Genomic DNA, 19,982 nt, shown 5'->3' with positions numbered 1-19,982 from the left:
GATGTCTTATTGATACAGGACTCTATTATTTTTCGGTGGCAGTTCCATGAAGAAATTTCTGAGTTGGCGCGATGACTGGTATCTGGGGATAGATGAAATCGATCAACAACACCTGCGCTTGGTCGAACTGGTCAATCAGACCGCCGATCTGATCAACGCGGCTGGATCGGGCAGTGCCGGTAACGGTGGCGGAATGGAGCTGGTTTTGCAACTTCAGGAAGAGACTCGACAACATTTCAGGGATGAGGAGGCCTTTATGCGCGCTCACGACTATCCTCATGTCACCAGGCACCATCGGGAACACGCACTGTTGCAGGCGGAGTTAAAGGATCTGATACGCGAGATAGAGGAAGGGAAACGGGATTTTGATATTGAAACCCTGACCTCGCTCAAGTATTGGCTTATCGATCATGTCATTGAGAGTGATTTGGATATCGCCCACTATTTAAACGCCAAATGACTGGTGGGATGAGTTAATTTAAAAATAGAGTTCGTTGGTATTCGGAGTGCAGTCGATCCCTGCCACCTCGTTTCAATCCACCCCTGTCTCCTCTATATCTCAAAGGGTTTTTACGGTTTCAGCGAGATAAGCCTTGAGATATGATCTGGTTGGTGTGTGATGCTGTTCTGGTTGTACCTCTGCTAGTCGGTCACAGGGAAAACCAAGTGCCTTGAGTTTGTGAGGAGATTATCGACATGGCAATCAGCGTTTTCGATCTCTTTAAAATTGGCATTGGTCCTTCCAGTTCCCATACCGTTGGGCCGATGCTGGCCGCCAAACGATTCGTGGAAATCCTCTCAGATAATGGTCATTTAAACGCCACGAAAAGAGTGCAAATTGAACTCTTTGGGTCATTGGGCGCGACCGGCAAGGGGCATGGTACGGACAAGGCACTGTTGCTTGGATTGATGGGAGAGGCACCCTCCACGGTGGATGTACACACCATTGCGCAGCGTATCGATGCGGTTCGGGAGCAGCAACAAGTAACGCTGAGCAGCGGTTTGAGTCTGCACTTCGATATGGAGAAGGATCTCCAGTTTCATCGAAAGAAACAGCTTAAACTGCATGCCAACGGCATGCAGTTCTCAGCCTTTGATGACAAGGGCGAGAAACTATTTCAAAACCATTTTTATTCTATAGGAGGTGGTTTTGTAGTTGAGGAGAATGCACAAGGGGAGGTTGTTCTCAGCGAGGATAACACTGTACTGAAATTCCCTTTCCATAGTGGTGAAGAGTTATTGCATGTCTGTGATGAGCAAGGGTTGTCCATCAGCCAGTTGATGCTGGAGAATGAAAAGGCATGGCGTGATGAAGCGGCGATACGCGAGCAATTGTTACGCATATGGGGCGTCATGCAACAGTGCGTGGAGCAAGGTTGCAGAAGCGAAGGTGTATTACCGGGTGGATTGAAGGTCAAGCGGCGTGCCCCGCGGCTCTACAGACAGCTCAGTCATGATGCGGAGCTCAATCAGGTTCCCCTCGGCACCATGGACTGGGTTAATCTGTATGCCCTTGCGGTCAACGAGGAGAATGCCGCTGGTGGCCGGGTGGTAACTGCTCCCACCAATGGCGCCGCCGGGATTATTCCTGCGGTACTCCACTACTTTTGGCGGTATTCACCGGGTGCAACAGAAGAGGGTGTGATCCGTTTCCTGCTTTGCGCCGGAGCAATCGGTATCCTCTACAAAGAGAATGCCTCCATCTCCGGTGCGGAGGTGGGATGTCAGGGTGAGGTTGGTGCAGCCTGTTCCATGGCAGCGGGTGCATTGACAGAGGTGCTGGGCGGTACACCGCGCCAGGTGGAAAATGCTGCTGAGATAGGGATGGAGCACAATCTGGGATTAACCTGCGATCCGGTAGGTGGACTGGTACAGGTGCCGTGCATCGAGCGGAATGCCATGGGTGCGGTAAAAGCGATAAATGCAGCGCGTATGGCATTGCGGGGCGACGGTTCACATTTTGTGTCCCTGGATAAGGTCATCAAGACCATGCGTGAGACCGGTGCGGATATGAAAACCAAATACAAAGAGACATCGAGGGGTGGCTTGGCAGTCAATCTGGTTGAGTGCTGAAATTGGTACATGGCAGGAATGAATATGTTGAATCTGACCAATAAAGGATGTTAGATAAGGCTCATGAACGAACAGGGAATTTTCTACAGTTGGGCACAGGCCTGTGAATATGTCGGTGACAGCCGTTTCCTGAAGGAGCTCGACGAACTCTATTTTCATTTCAATGGATTTGCTTCCGTTGAGGTGGAGAGCGGGAATTTCGACAGGGTCTATGTGGATGGTTATCTAAAACTCTACCCCACCGATGTCAGTGAGCTGCACAAGCAGCTCCCCGTCACCTACAGCAGTGCCATCATCGATCATAACATCACCATCAATGGTGTGGTTCGTGAAGATCTGTTTCAGAAGTTTTTGGTTTTCGACGAAGAGCTTGTCATTGGTGAGGGAAAGGGTGAACTGGATAATGAGTTCAATTACCCGAATGAGATCCACTTCATTCACTCCGATTTAAGCCGCGTGTGCGATGAATATGGTATTCAGCTCCCGGAGTCGGAATCTCACTCCAAGCCAATTATTGTCAAGGATGAGGTTACCCTGAAGGTGATTGGGGCGCTTGCCTGTATGCTGGCCATGAACAACGATCTTGAAGGCTCGCTGCACAATGGGCAGCACATCTCAGAGATCATTATCGATGATCTGTTTGCCATGCTCAGCGGGATGGGTGTCGATCTCGACGGCAAACAGAAATTCCTCTACGAAAGGCTGGTTTCAGAGGGTGTCAAAACCATACTCGACGCCTGATCAAGTCACCGGGAAACCATCGCGCAACTGGGGTATGAGACCTGGATAGATGAGTGTTTTTTTCCTTTAGTACTTGTTTTTCATGATTTTCTTTTTAACTGTCTCAATTTGGCAGCAGTGATTACCTTGAATTTCTCTTGGGTATAACCCTTGCAAATTACAATACCTGACTATATTACTGTGTTATTGCAGTTTCAGTAGTCGGCCATTGCTGGCCAAGGGTAGTGAAAATGAACCTATTCCCACAATATTTATCCCAAACCTCCTGTGCTCGATCAGCCACGACGGTCTATCTCAGTGGAGATGTGAGATGGGCCTAGCCGATAGCAACGTTGAAGGTCTTATACAGTCGGGTTATACCGAGGGATTCGTAACTGAGATCGAATCGGATACCCTGCCACCTGGCTTGGATGAAACTGTCATTCGTACCATTTCGGCACGCAAAGGCGAGCCCGATTGGATGCTTGAAAAGCGACTCCAGGCCTATCACCACTGGTTGGGCATGCAGCAACCGGACTGGGCGGCGATTCGTCATCCCGCGATCGACTTTCAGGCCATCTCCTACTACTCCTCACCGAAGAAAAAGCCTCAACTGGCGAGTCTTGATGAGGTGGATCCGGACCTTTTGGCCACCTACGAAAAGCTGGGGATACCTCTTGACGAGCAGAAGGCGCTAGCCGGGGTGGCGGTGGATGCGGTCTTTGACAGCGTTTCGGTGGTGACCACATTTCGTGAGACCTTGGCTGAAGCGGGTGTAATCTTCTGTTCCATGTCGGAGGCGGTTCGCGAATATCCGGAACTCGTACAGCGGTACATGGGTACGGTGGTTCCCTACAAAGACAACTTCTTTGCCGCTCTGAACAGTGCGGTATTCAGTGACGGTACCTTTGTCTACATACCCAAGGGTGTCTGTTGCCCGATGGAGTTGTCTACCTATTTCCGTATCAACGAGGCGCAGACAGGACAGTTCGAACGTACCCTCATCATCGCCGAAGAGGCAAGCCAGGTAAGCTACCTGGAAGGTTGCACCGCACCGATGCGGGATGAAAATCAACTGCATGCCGCTGTGGTGGAGTTGGTGGCGATGGAGGATGCGAAAATCAAGTATTCGACGGTGCAAAACTGGTACCCGGGTGACAGTGAGGGGCGTGGTGGAATCTATAACTTCGTGACCAAGCGGGGTGATTGCCGTGGTGACCGTGCGCATATCTCCTGGACCCAGGTCGAAACAGGGTCTGCAGTCACCTGGAAGTATCCCAGCTGTATCCTGCGTGGGGATGACAGTGTGGGTGAGTTCTATTCAGTGGCTGTGACCAAGGGTCGACAGCAGGCGGATACCGGTACCAAGATGATTCACATCGGCAACAACAGCCGCAGCACGATCGTGTCCAAGGGTATCTCGGCGATGCAGGGCAGCAATGCCTACCGGGGCCTGGTGAGGATCGCGGCCAAGGCGGAGAACGCACGCAATCACACCCAATGTGATTCCCTGCTGATCGGTGACCGTTGCAGCGCCCATACCTTTCCCTATATCGAGGTGAAGAACCCTACCGCCCAGGTGGAGCATGAGGCAACCACGTCAAAGGTAAGTGAGGATCAGCTCTTCTACTGCCGGCAACGGGGGCTCACGGATGAGGATGCGGTGTCGATGATCATCAATGGTTTCTGTAAAGAGGTCTTCAATGAACTGCCGATGGAGTTTGCTGTCGAGGCGCAGAAACTGCTTGCAGTGAGCCTGGAAGGCGCAGTGGGTTGAGGCATTCAGGATGGTAATTAACAGGTGAGGTTTCGATGTTAACGATAAAGAATTTACACGCCAGTGTGGAAGATAAGACGATCCTGAAAGGGATCGATCTACACATCAATGCGGGTGAGGTGCATGCCATCATGGGGCCCAACGGATCAGGTAAAAGCACCCTGGCTCATATCCTTGCAGGACGGGATGGCTATCGTGTAACCGACGGCGAAGTGAGTTACATGGGTGAGAATCTGCTGGATCTTAAGGTCGAAGAGCGGTCCCATAGAGGCCTGTTCCTGGCAATGCAATATCCGGTGGAGTTGCCTGGTGTGAACAATATGACCTTTTTGCGGGAATCGATGAATGCCATACGCAAGGCGAATGGCGAGGAGGAGATCAACGCGGTCAACTTCATGAAACTGGTACGAGCCAGAGCCAAGCAGGTTAAGCTGGATGAGAAACTGCTGAAACGCTCTGTGAATGCCGGGTTCTCGGGGGGTGAAAAAAAGCGTAACGAGATTTTACAGATGGTCATGCTTGAGCCTCGACTGGCCATTATGGATGAGACCGATTCGGGACTCGATATCGATGCGTTGCGAACAGTTGCGGATGGCGTGAACATGTTGCGTTCCAAAGAACGGGCGTTGCTGGTGGTGACCCACTATCAGCGGCTGCTGGACTATATTCAACCCGACTTTGTCCATGTCCTGGCTGCTGGCCGTATCATTCGTTCCGGTGGCAAGGAGTTGGCCTTGGAGTTGGAAGAGAAGGGTTATGGCTGGCTGCTGGATGAGGAGGCGGCATGAATCTGCACAGCTGCCGAGATACGCTACAGCTTAGCATCGATGGCCTGCCCCAACAGCAAGGGGATTGGCTCATCGAGCAGCGTCAGGCTGCGCTGGAACGGATGGTCAAACTGGGTTTTCCCAATACCCGCCAAGAGGCCTGGCGCTATACGAGTGTGGAGGGATTGTTGCAAAAGGGGTATATATCAACACCCCATGCACAAACTTCGCCTGCCGATGTAGTCATCAATGAGATGCTTGAGGAGCCGATGGCGGCACGCCTGGTGTTCGTAGACGGTATCTACCACCCGCGACTGTCCACAGGCGGCGAACAGCCTGGTTTTAAGATCCAAAGTCTGCGTACCGCGATGGCCACTGCTGATCAGTCGGTGCTCAGATCGGTGGGTAACCTCTCCGGTATGGGGGAACACGCCTTTGCCGCCATCAACATGGCGACCCATCAGGATGGTGCAGTGATCCAACTATCACCGGGTGTTGTGATTGAACAACCCATTGAGTTGTTGCACATAACAACCGCAGAGAGAACCGGGCATGCAAGGCAGATACGTCATCTCATCGAGGTGGAAGCGGATGCGTCATTCAGCCTCATAGAACGCTATCTGAATGCAGGCGATGAGATTGACTACTTCAACAATATCGTTTGCGAGATCAACCTGGCTCAGGGGGCAACCCTGAACCACCAGCGGGTACAACAGGAGAGCAGTCATGCCTACCATCTTTGTGACCTGCATGTCGGTTTGAGGAGTGGTGCCCACTATGCGGGTGTGAACGCCGCCTTGGGCGGGGTATGGTCACGTACCCATCTGCATAGCAGTTTCTCAGGTGAGGGGGCGGTGTGTGAAGTTGACGGTCTCTACTTGGCGGGTGATGGTCAGATGACAGATTTCCACCTGGATATTGATCATGAGGTGCCCCGTTGCAACAGCCGTGAGAATTTCAAAGGTATTCTGTATGGGGCCGGAAGGGCGGTGTTTGATGGTTTGATCCGGGTGAGGGCCGATGCGCAGAAGAGTCAGGCGGATCTGCATAATGCCAATCTGATGCTTTCCAACAGGGCCGAGGTCGACACCAAACCGCAATTGGTCATCCTGGCCGATGATGTGCAGTGCAGTCACGGTACCACTGTCGGGCAGTTGGATGAACAAGCGCTGTTCTATCTACGCTCCCGGGGAGTAGATGAACTTCATGCACGGCGCTTGTTGTGTCTCGGTTTTGCCAGCGAAATCATCGACAAGTTTGAGACAGAATCCCTACGTGAACAGGTCGGCAATGATATTGCACGCAGGATGCGGTTTTGAGTTTCAGACGGCAGAACTCAACCGGCCGAATAAGCGAATGAAGGTGTTGGCAAGTGAGTGAAACAAACAGTGGAACACTACCCACTCGTGAAGCGTTGATCGAGGCCTTGAGTACTATTTATGATCCGGAGATACCGGTTAACATCTATGACTTGGGTTTGATCTATCGCCTGGAAGTGGATGCACAGGGCAGGGTAGAGGTAGACATGACACTGACTGCTCCTGCCTGCCCGGTCGCAGGCACCTTGCCGCACGAGGTTGGCAGGGTGATCGATGCGGTACCAGGGGTCACGGATGCCACCGTCAGGGTGGTGTGGCAGCCTCCCTGGAGCCAGGAGCGGCTGAGTGAAGAAGCCAAGTTTCAGCTCGGACTGCTTTGAATGAATATTACAGACAAGGCGGCTGAGCCAGTTCTCGGAAGGTGGTTGTGGATATCATGCAGGCGCTGAAAAGTTTTTAGTTATGAGTTTTTAGTTTTGAGTTATTTGTAGCAAGTCTATCTTTCCTTGGTTGCGATCGACCTGTTATACGCTAGAAAACTGAAATGTGGGAGTTTAAAGGAGACGTGAGCGAAGCGAACACCTTCACTCAAAACTCATAACTCAATATTGTAAGAGCTCAGTTATGTAATGGCTGGTTCATAGTAAGTCCCAAAGCTGTTTGGGATCCAAGGATTAGCTTGTTAGAGAGGTGTGTATGGCAATTCAACTGACAGATAGTGCCGCAGGGCACGTTAAATCGATGTTGTCGCATCGAGATGGGGCAATTGGTTTGCGTCTGGGTACCAGGAAGAGTGGCTGCACCGGTTTTGCTTATGTAGTCGACTATGCGGAACAGGTGGAAGATGCGGATCGATTGTTCGAATCCCAGGGTGTGAAGATAGTTATCGATGTTGAGAGTCTGCCGATGCTCGACGGGATGACAGTGGATTATGTCAAGGCGAATATGCTCAACGAGGGCTTCGAGTTTATCAATCCAAATATAAAGGATCAGTGTGGTTGTGGTGAGTCGTTCAGTGTGTGAACAACTGGCTTAATGTTTGGAGAGCTGGATGATTGATATTGACGAAATTGTGGAGAATTTTGATTTTTTTGACGAATGGGACGCACGTTATCAATATCTCATTGAGTTGGGAGAGTCTCTGTTACCAATGCCGGATGCGTTGAAGGTGGAAGAGAACTGGGTCAAACCCTGCATGAGCACCGTACATGTATCCGCACATCGGGAGAAAGACGATTCCTCGCTGATCTATTTTAAAGGTGATTGCGATACTGCGATCATCAAAGGAGTGCTTGCTCTTTTGATAGACCTGCTTTCACATCGCACCCTGAACGAGATCTGTTCGATGGATGTGGATTCACTATTCAGACGCCTTAAACTCGAGGAGCATCTCAGTCCTAACCGGCATGTGGGTATCTATGCGATCAAGGAGAAAATGATCGAGAGGGCCGAAGCCCTCTCGAAAGTTGAGCCATCAAAACTCGAGTCGAGAGTATTCTCTTAGCGCGTACCTTTGCCTTCGCGGATTGTGCTAAAGATCATCTGAACAAAGAATGCCTGCATCAGACTCTGCGGCATGGGCGAGGTTCTCCAGGTTTGAAATCACCTGCATGCTGGTCTCTTCCATCAGTGCAATATTATTAATACCGGCTTGCATATCTCCTGATTCAAGATCGATCAGAGCCTGTTTGCCATATTTATGAACCTGTAGATGGGGGGCTTCGATATCCTTATAACCAGGAAGATTGGAGAAGCATGAGACTCCTTCACCCTGGTAATACCATTGGCCCAGACGGCAGTTTCTGTGGTCTGAGAGTGAATCCGAAGAAAGCTCTGTAAGACCAAGGAAGGCCTTATAGATACCGAACTTGAAAACCAGGTGGTCGAATTTTGCCAGTTCTACAAAGGAGCGCAGTGAAGTAGAAGAGATGGCGACTTCCATGGATTTCGAAAGGTCAAATTGCTGTTTGATTGTTTCAATCGATTGAGATACTTGATTCTGGAAGTTGCTTGTCACATCCATCACCGAGGCCATGGTGTCCATTGATTGCTTGGTCTCCTGGGTAATGGTGTCGACCAGGGCGGCAATCTCCGTGGTGGCTTCTCGGGTACGCCCTGCCAGACTGCGAACTTCATCCGCAACTACAGCAAATCCCCGTCCCATCTCACCTGCCCGGGCCGCCTCGATTGCCGCATTCAACGCCAGCAGATTGGTCTGCTCCGATATGCCTTGAATGATACTGACGAAATTACTGATATTTCCGGCAATGGTACCGAGTTTGTCGACGCTCTCGGCACTCTGTTGGGAGATTTGGGTTACGTTTTCGATTTCGCTGTTCATTACCTCGACACTGGCTATTGCCTGGGTCGATATCTCAGAACCGCGGATCGCATTGACCTTTTCATCTTTTATATTCGTCGCAGTGTGCAACAATGAGTGTTGAAGCTCATTGAAGGAGTTACTCAGTGTGGAGAAGTTCCCCAGCACCTGTTGCTGCACTTTGAACTCATTCGTCTCCTCTTCAATCCGTTGATGCAATTCCTCATTCTGTTTCTTGAGTGTGGTGATTTGTGCAGCTTGCGATTCGATCTCAGTGGTTTTTTCCGCCAGTTGTTGTTGTAACTGGGATAGTTGTTTCTTACTGGATATACCAAACATCAGGATTCTCGATTGGACAGGATTGATTATCTGGGGTTTTGCTTACTTCAATACTCTATTAGCGACCATTACATTTAAAAATTGAGGACTAAAAAGTCATGGAGTTGTATAAATGTGACAAAAAACAGTGAGATCGAGCCTAGGAGAATCGGTTCTTAGATGATTTCGCTATGCCTTGTATTGAACCTAGGTGGTTACTGCTCTATCTGGAGCTCGATTGTTCCCGTGACTCCGATACGCAGAGTCTGGCTGCCGGCCGCGAGGGTGGGCGCAGTTGAGGTCCCCTCCCTGGCCATCATGCTGGCGCGCATACGAACTGGTTGAATGGGTCTGTCCGAACTCTGAATCGTCATATCCACCAGACGGTACTGACTGCGACCAAACTGCTTTGTCACCAAGTCAGCGCGTCGGCGGAACGCATCGATCGCCTGCAGGGTCAGTGACTCCTCCACTTTTTCCCGCTGTGCCGGTGAGATTGCATAGCTGATGGACTCCAGGGCCAGGGTTGACTGCAGCTTGTTGAGTAAAATGCTCAGTTTATCGCTGTGCATACTCTGCAGGCGGATCGATTGACGTACGCGCCAGCCAGTAAATCTCTGCTGTTGATAGATCGGCGAGGTCTGATAACCCAGGGTCTGTACCTTGATTCCTTCTCTGCCCTTTGCTTCGCTGATGGCCTGGGCGATCAGTTGGTTGACGCTATCTGTCAATACTCCGGGGTCACTTCCCTCCTTCTGCGCATAGAGAACCGCGATCAGGGTGTCGTTCTCCACTTCCGCCGTAGCGCTGCTGTGGAGTTGAATGCGGTCGTAGTGGAGACTTTGCTCCTCTGCGGCCAGGGGGAATGGTGATGCAGCCAGGTTGAGGCAGGCGAGGAGAGAGAAAAACAGGTTTCGTAGGCCCGGCATGGTCTTACAACCTCCAGTGTTTATGCTGAATGCGTCTATTTTAGCCAATCTGCTGGCTGTTCCGCGGCAAAGAGATGTGATGAATTTTACCTCTTTAGGGGGAGAAATACCGCTCACATTTTAGCCCATTCGGGGTTAAAGTTACGCGCTTGCCAGGCGCTATAAAATACTACAGGGCCGATTGGAGTATAGAGGAAAAGTTGATACTCAAAAGGAAGGGAAATGAAAGGAAACATCGTGCCCACAGGCAGGGAAGTATTTTTGAATAACAAAGAATTTATCGTTTCAAAAACCGATATCAATGGGAGGATAATCTATGTTAACCGGGAATTCATGCGCATTAGCGGATTCGTTGAGGCGGACCTGCTAGGCAAGCAGCATAATATCATTCGCCATCCGGATATGCCTCGCGGTATCTTCAAGAAGCTTTGGGATGTCATCGCCAAAGGTGATGAGTGTTTCGCCTATGTGAAAAATATATGTAAAAATGGTGATCACTACTGGGTATTTGCAAATGTAACACCCGATTTAAATAGGCATGATGAAATTGTGGGATATTTCTCCGTGCGTAGAAAACCGAATCAGCAAGCGGTAGATTACTTTGCACAGCTCTACAGACAGCTGCTTCAAGCCGAGCAGCAAGCCGGTACGAGGGGCGCCCTCGATGCATCATCCGCGTTGTTGAATCAAGTAATTGATGAACAAGGATTTGATAGTTATGAATCGTTTATACTTAGCCACTAGGCTGAAGGTCTATGTTGCGGTATTCGTAACCCTAAATCTATTAACCCTGTTTTCGGTCCTACTGTTGGATGGTTATCAACACTGGATCTGGATATTTCCCCTGCTCTCCATCGCTATGGCCCTGGTAATTGGACATCGGATGAAGGCGCCGTTCTATGTCATGCGGGAGATCGACCGGGTGCTCACGGAGATGCTCAGCGGAGAGTTCAGTTCGCGCATAACCAAGGTCCCTTGGATGGGGGAGGCCGGGCACATCGCATGGAACCTGAACGAGTCCCTGGATCAGCTGGAGACATTTTTCAGAGAGGTCAAAACCAGTTTTGAATTGGTCTCTCAAGGTCACTATTACCGCCGCACCTTGCCGGTGGGCCTGCATGGCGAATTGGAGAAGACATTGGCACGGATCAATGAGTCTCTGGATGCAATGTCGAGCAACGCGGCCTATATCAAGCAGAATGAGATGGCTGCGGAGTTACAGCAACTGAATACTGGCCAGACTATGAGCAACCTGTTGCTGAGCCAGAATGACCTGACTAGCATCACCGACGAGATGCAGAAGGTTTCAGGCATCGCTACAGACAATATGCAGAAGGCCCAGGAGAATCAAGGGGCGGTATCCCAGGTTGTCGAATCCCAGACCAGAACCTTGGGGCTGATAGAGCAGAGCCATGAGACCATGGCAAAACTCAATAGCATGAGTGATGAGATTACCGGCATCCTGCGTATGATCGGCGAGATCGCCGACAAGACAAATCTGCTTGCGCTGAATGCCTCTATCGAGGCGGCGCGTGCCGGCGAACATGGCCGGGGTTTCGCGGTGGTCGCAGACGAGGTGAAAAAGCTGGCGGAGAGCACCAAGAAGGCGACAGATGAAATTAGCGAGGTGGTAACTACCTTTCAGAGTGAAACCACAGTGATGCAGGCCAACTCCGAGGAAATGCTGGATATGGCAAATCATGTGCAACAGGCTGTGGAGGAGATGAATACCAGTTTCAATCTCTTCGCGGATCGGGCACGCAAGACCTATACCTCGGTCAACTACGCCCATGACATCTGCTATGCATCCCTGATCAAGGTGGATCACATGATCTACAAGCAGAAGGCCTATAAATCATTTTATGCCGGGGCCGATAATCCTGATGCCCAGGCGGTGTTGGTGAATCATCATGGTTGCCGACTAGGTAAGTGGTACTACGAAGGTATAGGCAATGAAAACTTCGGCCACCTGAATGCCTTCAGGGAGCTTGAGTCGCCCCATGAAGCAGTGCACAGCTTTGGGCATGTCGCACTCGATCATCTCAAACAAGATTGGCAGCAGGACCAACAACTGCAAAAAGAGATCATCGAAACCTATAGGGAGATGGAGCGCGCAAGCGACAAGGTGATGGATCGCATCGATGCCATGATTTTTGAAAAACATAGTTGATAGGTAGGGCCATGAAGCGAGCCATCAATCCGACTAATCGTGAAATCATCATGCAGGAGAGCGATTTCATCGTCTCGAAGACCGATTTGAAAGGTCGCATCACCTACGCCAACCGGATCTTTATGCAGATTGCCGGTTATAGCGAATTTGAACTGCTTGGGGTGCAACACAATATTATTCGTCACCCCGACATGCCGAGAGGGGTTTTTCGTCTTCTGTGGAGCGTGATCGAGTCGGGTCAGGAGTGTTTCGCCTATGTCAAGAACATGGCGAAAAATGGTGATTACTATTGGGTCTATGCGAACGTCACCATTGATTACGACAGCAAGATGAATCCTATCGGCTATTTTTCGGTACGTCGCAAACCCAGCAAGCAAGGCGTTGAGGCTATTTCACCAATCTATCAGGAAATGATGAGTATTGAGCGGCAAGCGGGTGCACGGGATGCCCCGGATGTATCGATGCAGTGGTTGATGGATCTGTTGAAAAGCAAGAATACGACCTATGCGGAGTTCATTCATACACTCGGTCAGTGATATCGATTGCCATGGGGCAGCGAGAGCTTACGCTCCCCAAGCCAGATAGCCAGGCGTTGCAGGGGATGACGATTGCCTCCGGGGCGCCAGGTACGACGCAGGCGGTTACGGTAGGCGTCGAACTGCAGCCCCCAGGGGGCGGCGATGACCTTTCCCCGGCCAAGCAGGATTTTCAATACCTGAGAGGCGGCAAATCCCGCGCACAATTCGCATCCCATCGGAGTCGAAGGTCCCCGCTTGGCCACCAGGTCGATACGCTCGGGTAGTACAAGGTAGCTGGCGTGAAGCGCCGCCGGTGCCAGGCCGACCAAAAATCGCAGGTATTGCCGATACTCGCTGATTCCCTCCAGCTGAAAATAATCCTCGAAGGTCATCCCGCCGGGTAAGAAATTCAACAGCGCCGAGCCCATTCCCAGGGGGGCGGCGGTTACCGCAGCGATGTTCAATTTGTCGCAGGCGGCAAAGATCGCTCGTCTTGCCTCGATAGCGAAGAAATCAAGCCCATCCAGATAGAGGTCGCAATCCATCAGGAACGCCTCCGCTTGGGCCGGATACACTCCCGCGGGGAATTGCCTGATATCAAGTTCCGGATTGATCGACAGGGCCATCTCCTGCAGCACGTTGAGTTTCGGACTGTCGATTGTATTGAGGTTTGCCCCGGCCTGGCGATTGAAGTTTTCCAGCGCGAAACTATCAAAGTCTGCCAGGTTGAAGCCACCCACGCCAAGCCGGGTCAGGGTCAATAAATGGCTGCCTCCGACCCCACCCAAGCCTGCGATGGCGACGCGGGAGTTACGCAGTCGTTGCAGCTCTGCCTCCGTTACCCAGCCAACGGTGCGCGAAAAAGCGGTCTGGTAGTCAAATCGGTTCATTGCGCTGCCTGTCGCCGGACAACATTGGTCGCTGCCAGGGTTGGTTTTCCAGTTCGTCGTGAATGAAATCGTAGAGCGTGCGGATCTGCGGATTCATATGCTGTGTCAATTCACTGCCTGGCAATTCATACAGGGCCCGTTCACCTCTCAGCTCAAACGGAGTGCTGATCTGCTGGAACTGCAAACCGTAACGTTTTAGATGACGCTGTAACCTGGGTTCCATCACCACCAGGACCAGATCCAGGTTACATATATCCACCATGGCGATGGCCGAGAGATAGAGGCCGATGGAGATATTGGGAAAATTGCGTCGCTCCTCCTCGGTAAAGAGAGTGGGATTATGGGTATCGAGAATAAAGGGTTTGCCGGCCTCATGGGCGCGTCGGCGAAAGCAGCTCGGTACCGCCAAGCGAGATATCTCACCCACGCTGCCCTGGGTGAAGCGGCTTAGATTTTCAGTGCTGATGAGATCTATGTCGTGGAGTTGAAAGGGCAGGCGGGCGTGGTTATTGCCGGCCGGTGGTATGACCAGGCGCACGCAACCAGCGATATCCCCGGTCCTTTTGTGTTCCAACAGACAGTGATGGGCGTAGTCGTCACACTCATCCCGTTCAAGACGTTTCTCATTCAGTGGCTCCCAGCCCAACTCTTCCGCATAGACCTGATAGCGAATGGTATAGCTGAATCGTCTTTGGTGTCGGGTTGCAGCATAAAGGGGATTAAAGTAGGTCGAAAAGTTCCTAACCAAGCCTCTATCCATTCCTCTCTCCCTGATACGGCATGAATTCCGAATGTCACACAGTTTCAAGCTGTACTCGATGTTGAGTGGTTGAGCACCTGTGCTAGCCAAGAAAAGCGGGCTCTCATCCTTTAACCATAGTCAGTCCTGGTGCAGTAGACAAATGAATGGACTGGGATCGATGCGATGGCTGGCAGGCATGCTACGCTGTGGAATAGTTGCATTGGCGGGCTGAGGTGTCGTTAGGGGGATGGTAAAACGGGTGGCATTTGATCTGGGTCACTATTTAACTGATTGATGGTTAATGATTTGTGTATCTGACCGTTATAGTAGCGTCCACGTTCATGTGGGATGCGGTAGGGATGAAGTATATTAAAGCAATGTATATATCACTGATCGAATCGTTAGGAATTCACACCACGGATCAGCTGTACGAGCTGTTTACAACCAAGCAGCATGGCATACCCATCTCGTGTCATCGCGCCGCGATCATGCAGAGTCGGGTATTTTTCTTCAGTGTGATATTCGCTGTATTGGTGCCGGTCTGGTCGGTAATTGATCTTCTCTATCTGCCTACTGAGTTGTGGCGAGAGTTGCTGTTGATTCGTATGCTTGCGGCTGTTTGTTTTGCCCTCATTGCCTGGCGTTCCAGGGAAGAGCCTGATCTCATGCGGGCCCGCATACTGCTAGCCGCCATGTTGGCGGTGACGCCACTGTTCTATCTCTTATCGGACCACTTTATTGCAGATCATCAACTCAACGACACGGCACTGATACTCGCCGAAATATATGCCCTGTTACCCTTTGTCATGGTTGCCGGATTGACTCTGTTTCCATTGGCTATAATGGAATTCCTTGTCTACGCATTACCTATCTTCATCGTGGTGGGCTATTCTGTATACCCCGAGACCTCAGCCGAGATACCCGAGGCTGTCTCTACGGTATGGCTGTTGATACTGCTGTTGGGTGTCGCCCTGTTTGCGTCAATGACCCAACTGCGCTACATGCTGTCTCAGGTAAGTCACGCCAGCTACGATGTATTGACCGGCATGCTGTCTCGACGCGCCGGCATCGAGATACTGGAGCTGCAGTTTCGACTCGCCACGATGAGTGAAAAGCCCCTTTCCATCCTCTATTTCGATCTGGATAACTTCAAGGCGATCAACGATACCTACGGCCATGATACGGGTGATACCGTATTACGCGTCGCTTCACAGCAGATACGCGATACGGTGAGAAAGGGGGACAGCGTTATTCGCTGGGGTGGTGAGGAGTTTATTGTCATACTCCCGACCGCGGATCACACAGAGGCGAATGACGTCATCACCCGGATCATGTTGGCCGGGCTTGGTGATCGGCCCGACGGCGCCCCTGTCACCGCCAGTATCGGTATTGCCGAAGTCCAACAGGACAGGCTTAAAGACTGGAAATCCCAGGTCGAACTGGCCGACCATCGCATGTATACCGCCAAGTCCAATGGCAGGGCGCGCTGCGTCGGCGTTGGCGGGCAGGCCATGGAGTGGGTGATAGCGCTGGATGAGTCTTCCGGTTTTTAGCTGCTTTCAGGAAGGATCAGGTGCCTCTCTTCCCGATAACCAATATGGTTAATAGTATAAAACGCAGACGGTTGTAATGATTCCACCCTTAAGGCCATTGATGGGACATGCTGCTTGGCATATCGGAACTGTGCCTATCGAGCGTTCTCCCTGGCCTCGATGTCGACCCCCTCGGTAATCTTGTCACCGGGATGCACAACCACGGATTCACCCGCAGCGAGACCGGAGAGGATCTCTGCCTCAAGACCGGTGCGTCTGCCGAGGTTGACTTTACGCATACTGGCCTTGCCCCCCTGTTCCACAAAGACAGCCCACCGGTCACCCTCTCTGAACAGGGCGGTTAGGGGGAGTTTCAGTACATCATTACCCTGCCAGAGGACAATCCTCACATCGACCTGGTAGCCATGGGCGATGCGCGACCACTCGGTCTTGGGGGAGGTGAAGTCGATGATTACATTCACCCGTTGTTCTTCGATGCCCAGGGCCGAGACCTTGGTGAATCCGAAGGGTTCGACTCTTCGAACCACTCCGGCAAGGGACTTGGCGCCACCCCAGTTGTCGATGATGACCTGCTGTCCCTGTTCCACCTTGACCGCATCGGATGAGAGCAGGTCGGCAACGATCTCCAGGTCACCCGGATCACCGATCTCTACCAGGGGTTCGCCAGCTGAGACCACCCCCTCGCTCTTGTGCAGAATTTTCAGGATGCGTCCATCAACCGGCGCCCGTATCGGTACGCAGGGGCACTCATCGCCTCTCACCCGCGCTTCGGTGGGTGAGATGAGCTGGGCGCGTGCCCGTTCCAGTTCGGCCTGACGCGCCTGGCGAGTGGCGATAACGGTTTCCAGTGCTGCCTGGCGTGTACGGAAAGTACGTTCCGCATCTTCCAGTTCCCTCTCTGACATGACCGCGTCTGCGCGCAGTTTGCGCGCGCGCTTGAATTCGTTCTGGGCGAAGTTGAGTTCCACCCGGGCCTCTTTCACCGAGGCCTCCGCCAGCACCAGGTTGGCCTCGGCGGCGCGGATGTCGGCACGGGCCTGGGCCTCGCTGCGGGGATCGAGCAGGGTGGCGTCGGTGGGTTCGATCTCCGCCACCTTGGTCTGCTGGGCAAGCACCTCGTCACCCACCTCGGCGTCGATACGCAGGGCGCGGCCGCTGATGGGGGCCGAAAGGATGAAAACGTCACGCACCCGGGTCTCGCCTTCTTCGTCCACGGTCACCGTCATCTCGCCTGGTTCCAGCATCAACATATCGACTGGGATCGGTTTCGGGATGAAGGCCCAGACCAGGGTAGCCGCCAGGATCAGGCCCAGCAGGCTCCAGAGCAGGATGCGTTTTGCGTTGGCACTCATGACATCTATCCTATGCCTCAATGGTTATTCACGGGTTTTCAGTACGGCGATCAGGTCCAGGTGGTCAAGCCGGTTGCGCACCACCGCCGCCGAGAGCAGGGTGGCGGCCAGGGTTACCAGCACCGCGATGGCGTTGGTTGAGGCCTTGATCACCAGGGGGATGCGGTAGAGCTCCGAGTCCATGGCGCTGGTCATGAACCAGCCCAGTCCGGCCCCGGCCAGGCAACCCAGGGGCAGGCCGATCAGGATCAGCAGCCCCGCCTCGCCAAGCAGGATGTAGGAGATCTCGCCGCGATGGAAACCGAGTACCCGCAGGGTGGCCAGCTCCCGGCCCCTTTCGGAGAGCGCAATGCGGGTGCTGTTGTAGACCACGCCGAAGCCCAGGGCGCAGGCGAAGGCGGCGAAGAAGGAGATGTAGATCAGGATGGTCTCCGCCATGGTCTCGTTGAACTCGTGCACCGCGGCGTCTTTCAATGTCACCGCAGCCACCTTGGGCAGCGCCTTCAGCTCTTTGTAGAGGGCCGGTAGCTGGCTGTCGTCCACCAGCAGGGTGACATACTCCAGGCTGCCCCTCTCCCCCATCAGGCGGTTGAAGGCGTCGATATTCATATACGCGGTCATGCCGATGTAGGTCTCGTAGAGATCCACCACCGGGATGCTGCGCTTGGGCCGTCGTCCCTGCAGCACCTCGACGTGGACCCTGTCACCTATGCCCAGATGCAGTTTATCCGCCAGTGCGGTGGAGAGCAGCAGACCGTCCGGCGGCACCTGCACCACCCGGCCACCCGCATCGTAGACCCGCTGCAGTTGCGGGTTGTCCGGGACGCCCTCGATGGCCCCCCGGTGGGTGGACGTGCCGGCATGGAACTCCACGCTGGTGACCCGCATGGGCTCGGCGGCGAGTACCCCGGGCATGCGGCGGAACTCCAGCAAGGTGGTATCGGACTGGGTCTCCACCAGCCCCACCATCATGTCCTGGCGCTGGGCGTCGTGGAAGAAGACGTCGACGATCCTGTCGATGGAGTCGAGCCACTGCAGAGCCATGATCATCACCGCTACCGAGCAGGCGATGCCGATACTGGTGAAGAGCGCCTTGAAGGGGGTGCGCACGATCTGGCGCAGGATGATGCGGGAGGGCTGATCGAGCCAGAGGATAAAGCGGCTGCCGGAGATGCGGGTCTTGCGATAGAGGGGTGGCGCCGGTGGCATCATGGCTTCGGCGGGGGGCAGGTTGGCGGCCCGGCGCACCGCTCCCAGACTGCCGGCCAGGGCGGCGATCAGGCTGACCAGGGCGCCGATGGCGAAGACCCCGGGATCGGGGCGGAAGATCAGCAACGGAAAGCGGTAGAACTCGGCGTAGAGCTCCGTGTTGACCCGGCCGAGCCAGGCCCCGGCGGCCCAGCCGAGGATGATGCCGACCCCGGCCATGGCCATCACCAGCTTGGCGTAGTGCCAGCCCACCTGCCAGTTGCTGTAGCCAAAGGCCTTCATGAGACCGATCTCGCTACGGTCGGTGGCGATCAGCCGGCCCAGCACCATATTGCTGAGGAAGGCGGCCACCGCCAGGAAGATGGTCGGCAGGATGGTCGACATGGTCTCCTGCATGCGGATCTCGTTCATCAGGAACCAGTTGGAGATCTGGTCGGCGCGGGGGATGGCGCCGGTGCCGCCGTAACGCTCCAGCAATTTGTCGAGGCGTTCGATCACATCCTGCGGATTGGTGCCGTGGAGCAGGCCCAGGCTGAGATCGTTGAAGGCGCCGTCCAGATCGTAGGCCGCTTCCAGCGCCTCGCGACCGATCCACATGACACCGAAGCGGAGATCGTCGGGCATCAGGGCGCCGGGGCCGATGGTATAGACATACTCCGGCGAAAGGGCGACGCCGACCACGGTGAGGGTGCGCAGATTACTGTTCATCAGCGCCTCGAAGCTATCCCCCGGCTGCATGCCGTGGGCTTCGGCAAAGGGCTCGCTCAGCACCACCTCGTCGGGATGGCCGGGACTGACCAGGCGGCCTTCACGTAGCACCAGCTGGTTGAGTCGCGGCTGTCTGCCTTCGGGGATGGAGACCAGCTGGCCGATCACCGGCTCCTCGAAACCCTCGATGGAGAGGGTGGCCAGGTACTTGATGCGGTGGTCCACCGAGCGCACCCCGGGGATGGTGCGGATCTGCTCGATCAGCCGTTGGGGCGCCCGCTTGACGCTGGCGAAGACCTCGCCGAAACGCTGCCGCTCGTAATAGGCCTCGGTGGTCTCGGTCAACGCCTGCAGGGCGGAGAGGGACATCACCAGCACCGCCACCCCGGAGGCGATGACGATGCCGATGGCCAGCACCTGCCCGCGCAGCTTCCAAAGATTGCGCAGCAGCTTTTTATTCAGCGCACGCATAGCATTCCCCCGTCGGCTGCGGCACGCTTCACCGCCAACCCGGAATCCGAAGCGTAGGGTGGGGCCCAGCCCCACCAAATACCAGAATCAAGACTACGCCTGGATACAGGTGCCCTATCAGGAGCAGCACAGGATGGGTACCGGCA

18 protein-coding genes and 1 pseudogene are annotated in these 19,982 nt (G+C 53.6%); 13 read left to right on the top strand and 6 right to left on the bottom strand.

Annotation, left to right across the window (positions count from 1 at the left end):
* Positions 1–46 precede the first annotated feature (46 nt).
* From R2K28_RS17460 to R2K28_RS17420, 9 genes are all read left to right on the top strand, one after another.
* Positions 47–460, top strand: coding sequence for a bacteriohemerythrin (locus R2K28_RS17460; protein ID WP_316366469.1), 414 nt, complete (start codon positions 47–49; stop codon positions 458–460).
* Positions 461–696: 236 nt separating this feature from the next.
* Entirely contained in the window at positions 697–2,073 is a 1,377-nt protein-coding gene (locus R2K28_RS17455; RefSeq protein WP_316366468.1) for an L-serine ammonia-lyase, read from the top strand.
* A 63-nt stretch (positions 2,074–2,136) separates the two neighbouring features.
* Positions 2,137–2,814, top strand: a complete 678-nt coding sequence (locus R2K28_RS17450; protein WP_116445587.1) for a hypothetical protein — start codon at positions 2,137–2,139, stop codon at positions 2,812–2,814.
* A 310-nt stretch (positions 2,815–3,124) separates the two neighbouring features.
* Positions 3,125–4,570 (top strand): Fe-S cluster assembly protein SufB, encoded by a 1,446-nt coding sequence (gene sufB, locus R2K28_RS17445; protein WP_316366465.1) that lies wholly within the window; start codon positions 3,125–3,127, stop codon positions 4,568–4,570.
* A gap of 35 nt (positions 4,571–4,605) precedes the next feature.
* Positions 4,606–5,358: a Fe-S cluster assembly ATPase SufC gene (gene sufC / locus R2K28_RS17440; RefSeq protein WP_316366462.1), complete on the top strand. Its 753-nt coding sequence runs from the start codon at positions 4,606–4,608 to the stop codon at positions 5,356–5,358.
* A complete protein-coding gene (gene sufD / locus R2K28_RS17435) occupies positions 5,355–6,656 on the top strand; it encodes a Fe-S cluster assembly protein SufD (protein WP_316366460.1) in 1,302 nt (433 codons plus the stop codon). The genes sufC and sufD overlap by 4 nt, the downstream gene beginning before the upstream one ends.
* Positions 6,657–6,709: 53 nt before the next feature.
* On the top strand, positions 6,710–7,036 hold the full coding sequence (locus R2K28_RS17430) for an SUF system Fe-S cluster assembly protein (protein WP_316366458.1): 327 nt from the start codon (positions 6,710–6,712) through the stop codon (positions 7,034–7,036).
* Positions 7,037–7,352: 316 nt separating this feature from the next.
* Positions 7,353–7,679: a HesB/IscA family protein gene (locus R2K28_RS17425; protein WP_316366455.1), complete on the top strand. Its 327-nt coding sequence runs from the start codon at positions 7,353–7,355 to the stop codon at positions 7,677–7,679.
* 28 nt (positions 7,680–7,707) lie between these two features.
* Positions 7,708–8,160 carry a SufE family protein gene (locus R2K28_RS17420; protein WP_316366453.1) on the top strand — a complete coding sequence of 151 codons (453 nt, stop codon included), beginning with the start codon at positions 7,708–7,710 and terminating at the stop codon, positions 8,158–8,160.
* A 27-nt stretch (positions 8,161–8,187) separates the two neighbouring features.
* Here R2K28_RS17420 and R2K28_RS17415 read toward each other — a convergent pair whose 3' ends face one another.
* Both R2K28_RS17415 and R2K28_RS17410 read right to left on the bottom strand, forming a co-directional pair.
* Positions 8,188–9,315 (bottom strand): methyl-accepting chemotaxis protein, encoded by a 1,128-nt coding sequence (locus R2K28_RS17415; protein ID WP_316366451.1) that lies wholly within the window; start codon positions 9,313–9,315, stop codon positions 8,188–8,190.
* Between the two features lie 194 nt (positions 9,316–9,509).
* Complete coding sequence (locus tag R2K28_RS17410) at positions 9,510–10,223, bottom strand: SIMPL domain-containing protein (protein ID WP_316366449.1); 714 nt, start codon at positions 10,221–10,223, stop codon at positions 9,510–9,512.
* 222 nt (positions 10,224–10,445) lie between these two features.
* On the opposite strand from R2K28_RS17410, the gene R2K28_RS17405 reads away from it, so the two are divergent.
* The 3 genes and pseudogenes from R2K28_RS17405 to R2K28_RS17395 all read left to right on the top strand — a co-directional run bounded on the left by R2K28_RS17405 (position 10,446) and on the right by R2K28_RS17395 (position 12,929).
* Complete coding sequence (locus R2K28_RS17405) at positions 10,446–10,967, top strand: PAS domain-containing protein (RefSeq protein WP_316366447.1); 522 nt, start codon at positions 10,446–10,448, stop codon at positions 10,965–10,967.
* Positions 10,942–12,195 (top strand): annotated as a pseudogene (locus tag R2K28_RS17400) (methyl-accepting chemotaxis protein); the annotation flags it as partial. The gene R2K28_RS17405 and the pseudogene R2K28_RS17400, both read left to right, overlap by 26 nt.
* Positions 12,196–12,404: 209 nt before the next feature.
* Entirely contained in the window at positions 12,405–12,929 is a 525-nt protein-coding gene (locus tag R2K28_RS17395) for a PAS domain-containing protein (RefSeq protein WP_316366443.1), read from the top strand.
* On the opposite strand, the gene R2K28_RS17390 is transcribed toward R2K28_RS17395, so the two are convergent.
* Positions 12,923–13,801, bottom strand: coding sequence for a ThiF family adenylyltransferase (locus tag R2K28_RS17390; protein WP_316366441.1), 879 nt, complete (start codon positions 13,799–13,801; stop codon positions 12,923–12,925). The genes R2K28_RS17395 and R2K28_RS17390 overlap by 7 nt on opposite strands.
* The gene (locus tag R2K28_RS17385; protein ID WP_316366440.1) at positions 13,788–14,561 is read right to left on the bottom strand and encodes a PEP-CTERM/exosortase system-associated acyltransferase; all 774 of its coding nucleotides are present in this window, start codon (positions 14,559–14,561) and stop codon (positions 13,788–13,790) included. Before R2K28_RS17385 ends, R2K28_RS17390 begins: the two co-directional genes overlap by 14 nt.
* A gap of 341 nt (positions 14,562–14,902) precedes the next feature.
* Between R2K28_RS17385 and R2K28_RS17380 the strand changes: the two genes are divergently transcribed.
* Positions 14,903–16,096 carry a GGDEF domain-containing protein gene (locus tag R2K28_RS17380; RefSeq protein ID WP_316366438.1) on the top strand — a complete coding sequence of 398 codons (1,194 nt, stop codon included), beginning with the start codon at positions 14,903–14,905 and terminating at the stop codon, positions 16,094–16,096.
* Between the two features lie 134 nt (positions 16,097–16,230).
* On the opposite strand, the gene R2K28_RS17375 is transcribed toward R2K28_RS17380, so the two are convergent.
* Together R2K28_RS17375 and R2K28_RS17370 are read right to left on the bottom strand one after the other, a co-directional pair.
* The gene (locus tag R2K28_RS17375; RefSeq protein ID WP_316366436.1) at positions 16,231–17,448 is read right to left on the bottom strand and encodes an efflux RND transporter periplasmic adaptor subunit; all 1,218 of its coding nucleotides are present in this window, start codon (positions 17,446–17,448) and stop codon (positions 16,231–16,233) included.
* 24 nt (positions 17,449–17,472) lie between these two features.
* Positions 17,473–19,836, bottom strand: a complete 2,364-nt coding sequence (locus R2K28_RS17370; protein WP_316366434.1) for an ABC transporter permease — start codon at positions 19,834–19,836, stop codon at positions 17,473–17,475.
* Positions 19,837–19,982: the final 146 nt, after the last annotated feature.

The sequence above is a fragment of the Candidatus Thiodiazotropha sp. CDECU1 genome, assembly GCF_963455295.1.
Classification (GTDB): Bacteria; Pseudomonadota; Gammaproteobacteria; order Chromatiales; family Chromatiaceae; genus Thiodiazotropha.
This window is presented reverse-complemented; position numbering and strand designations above follow the sequence as displayed.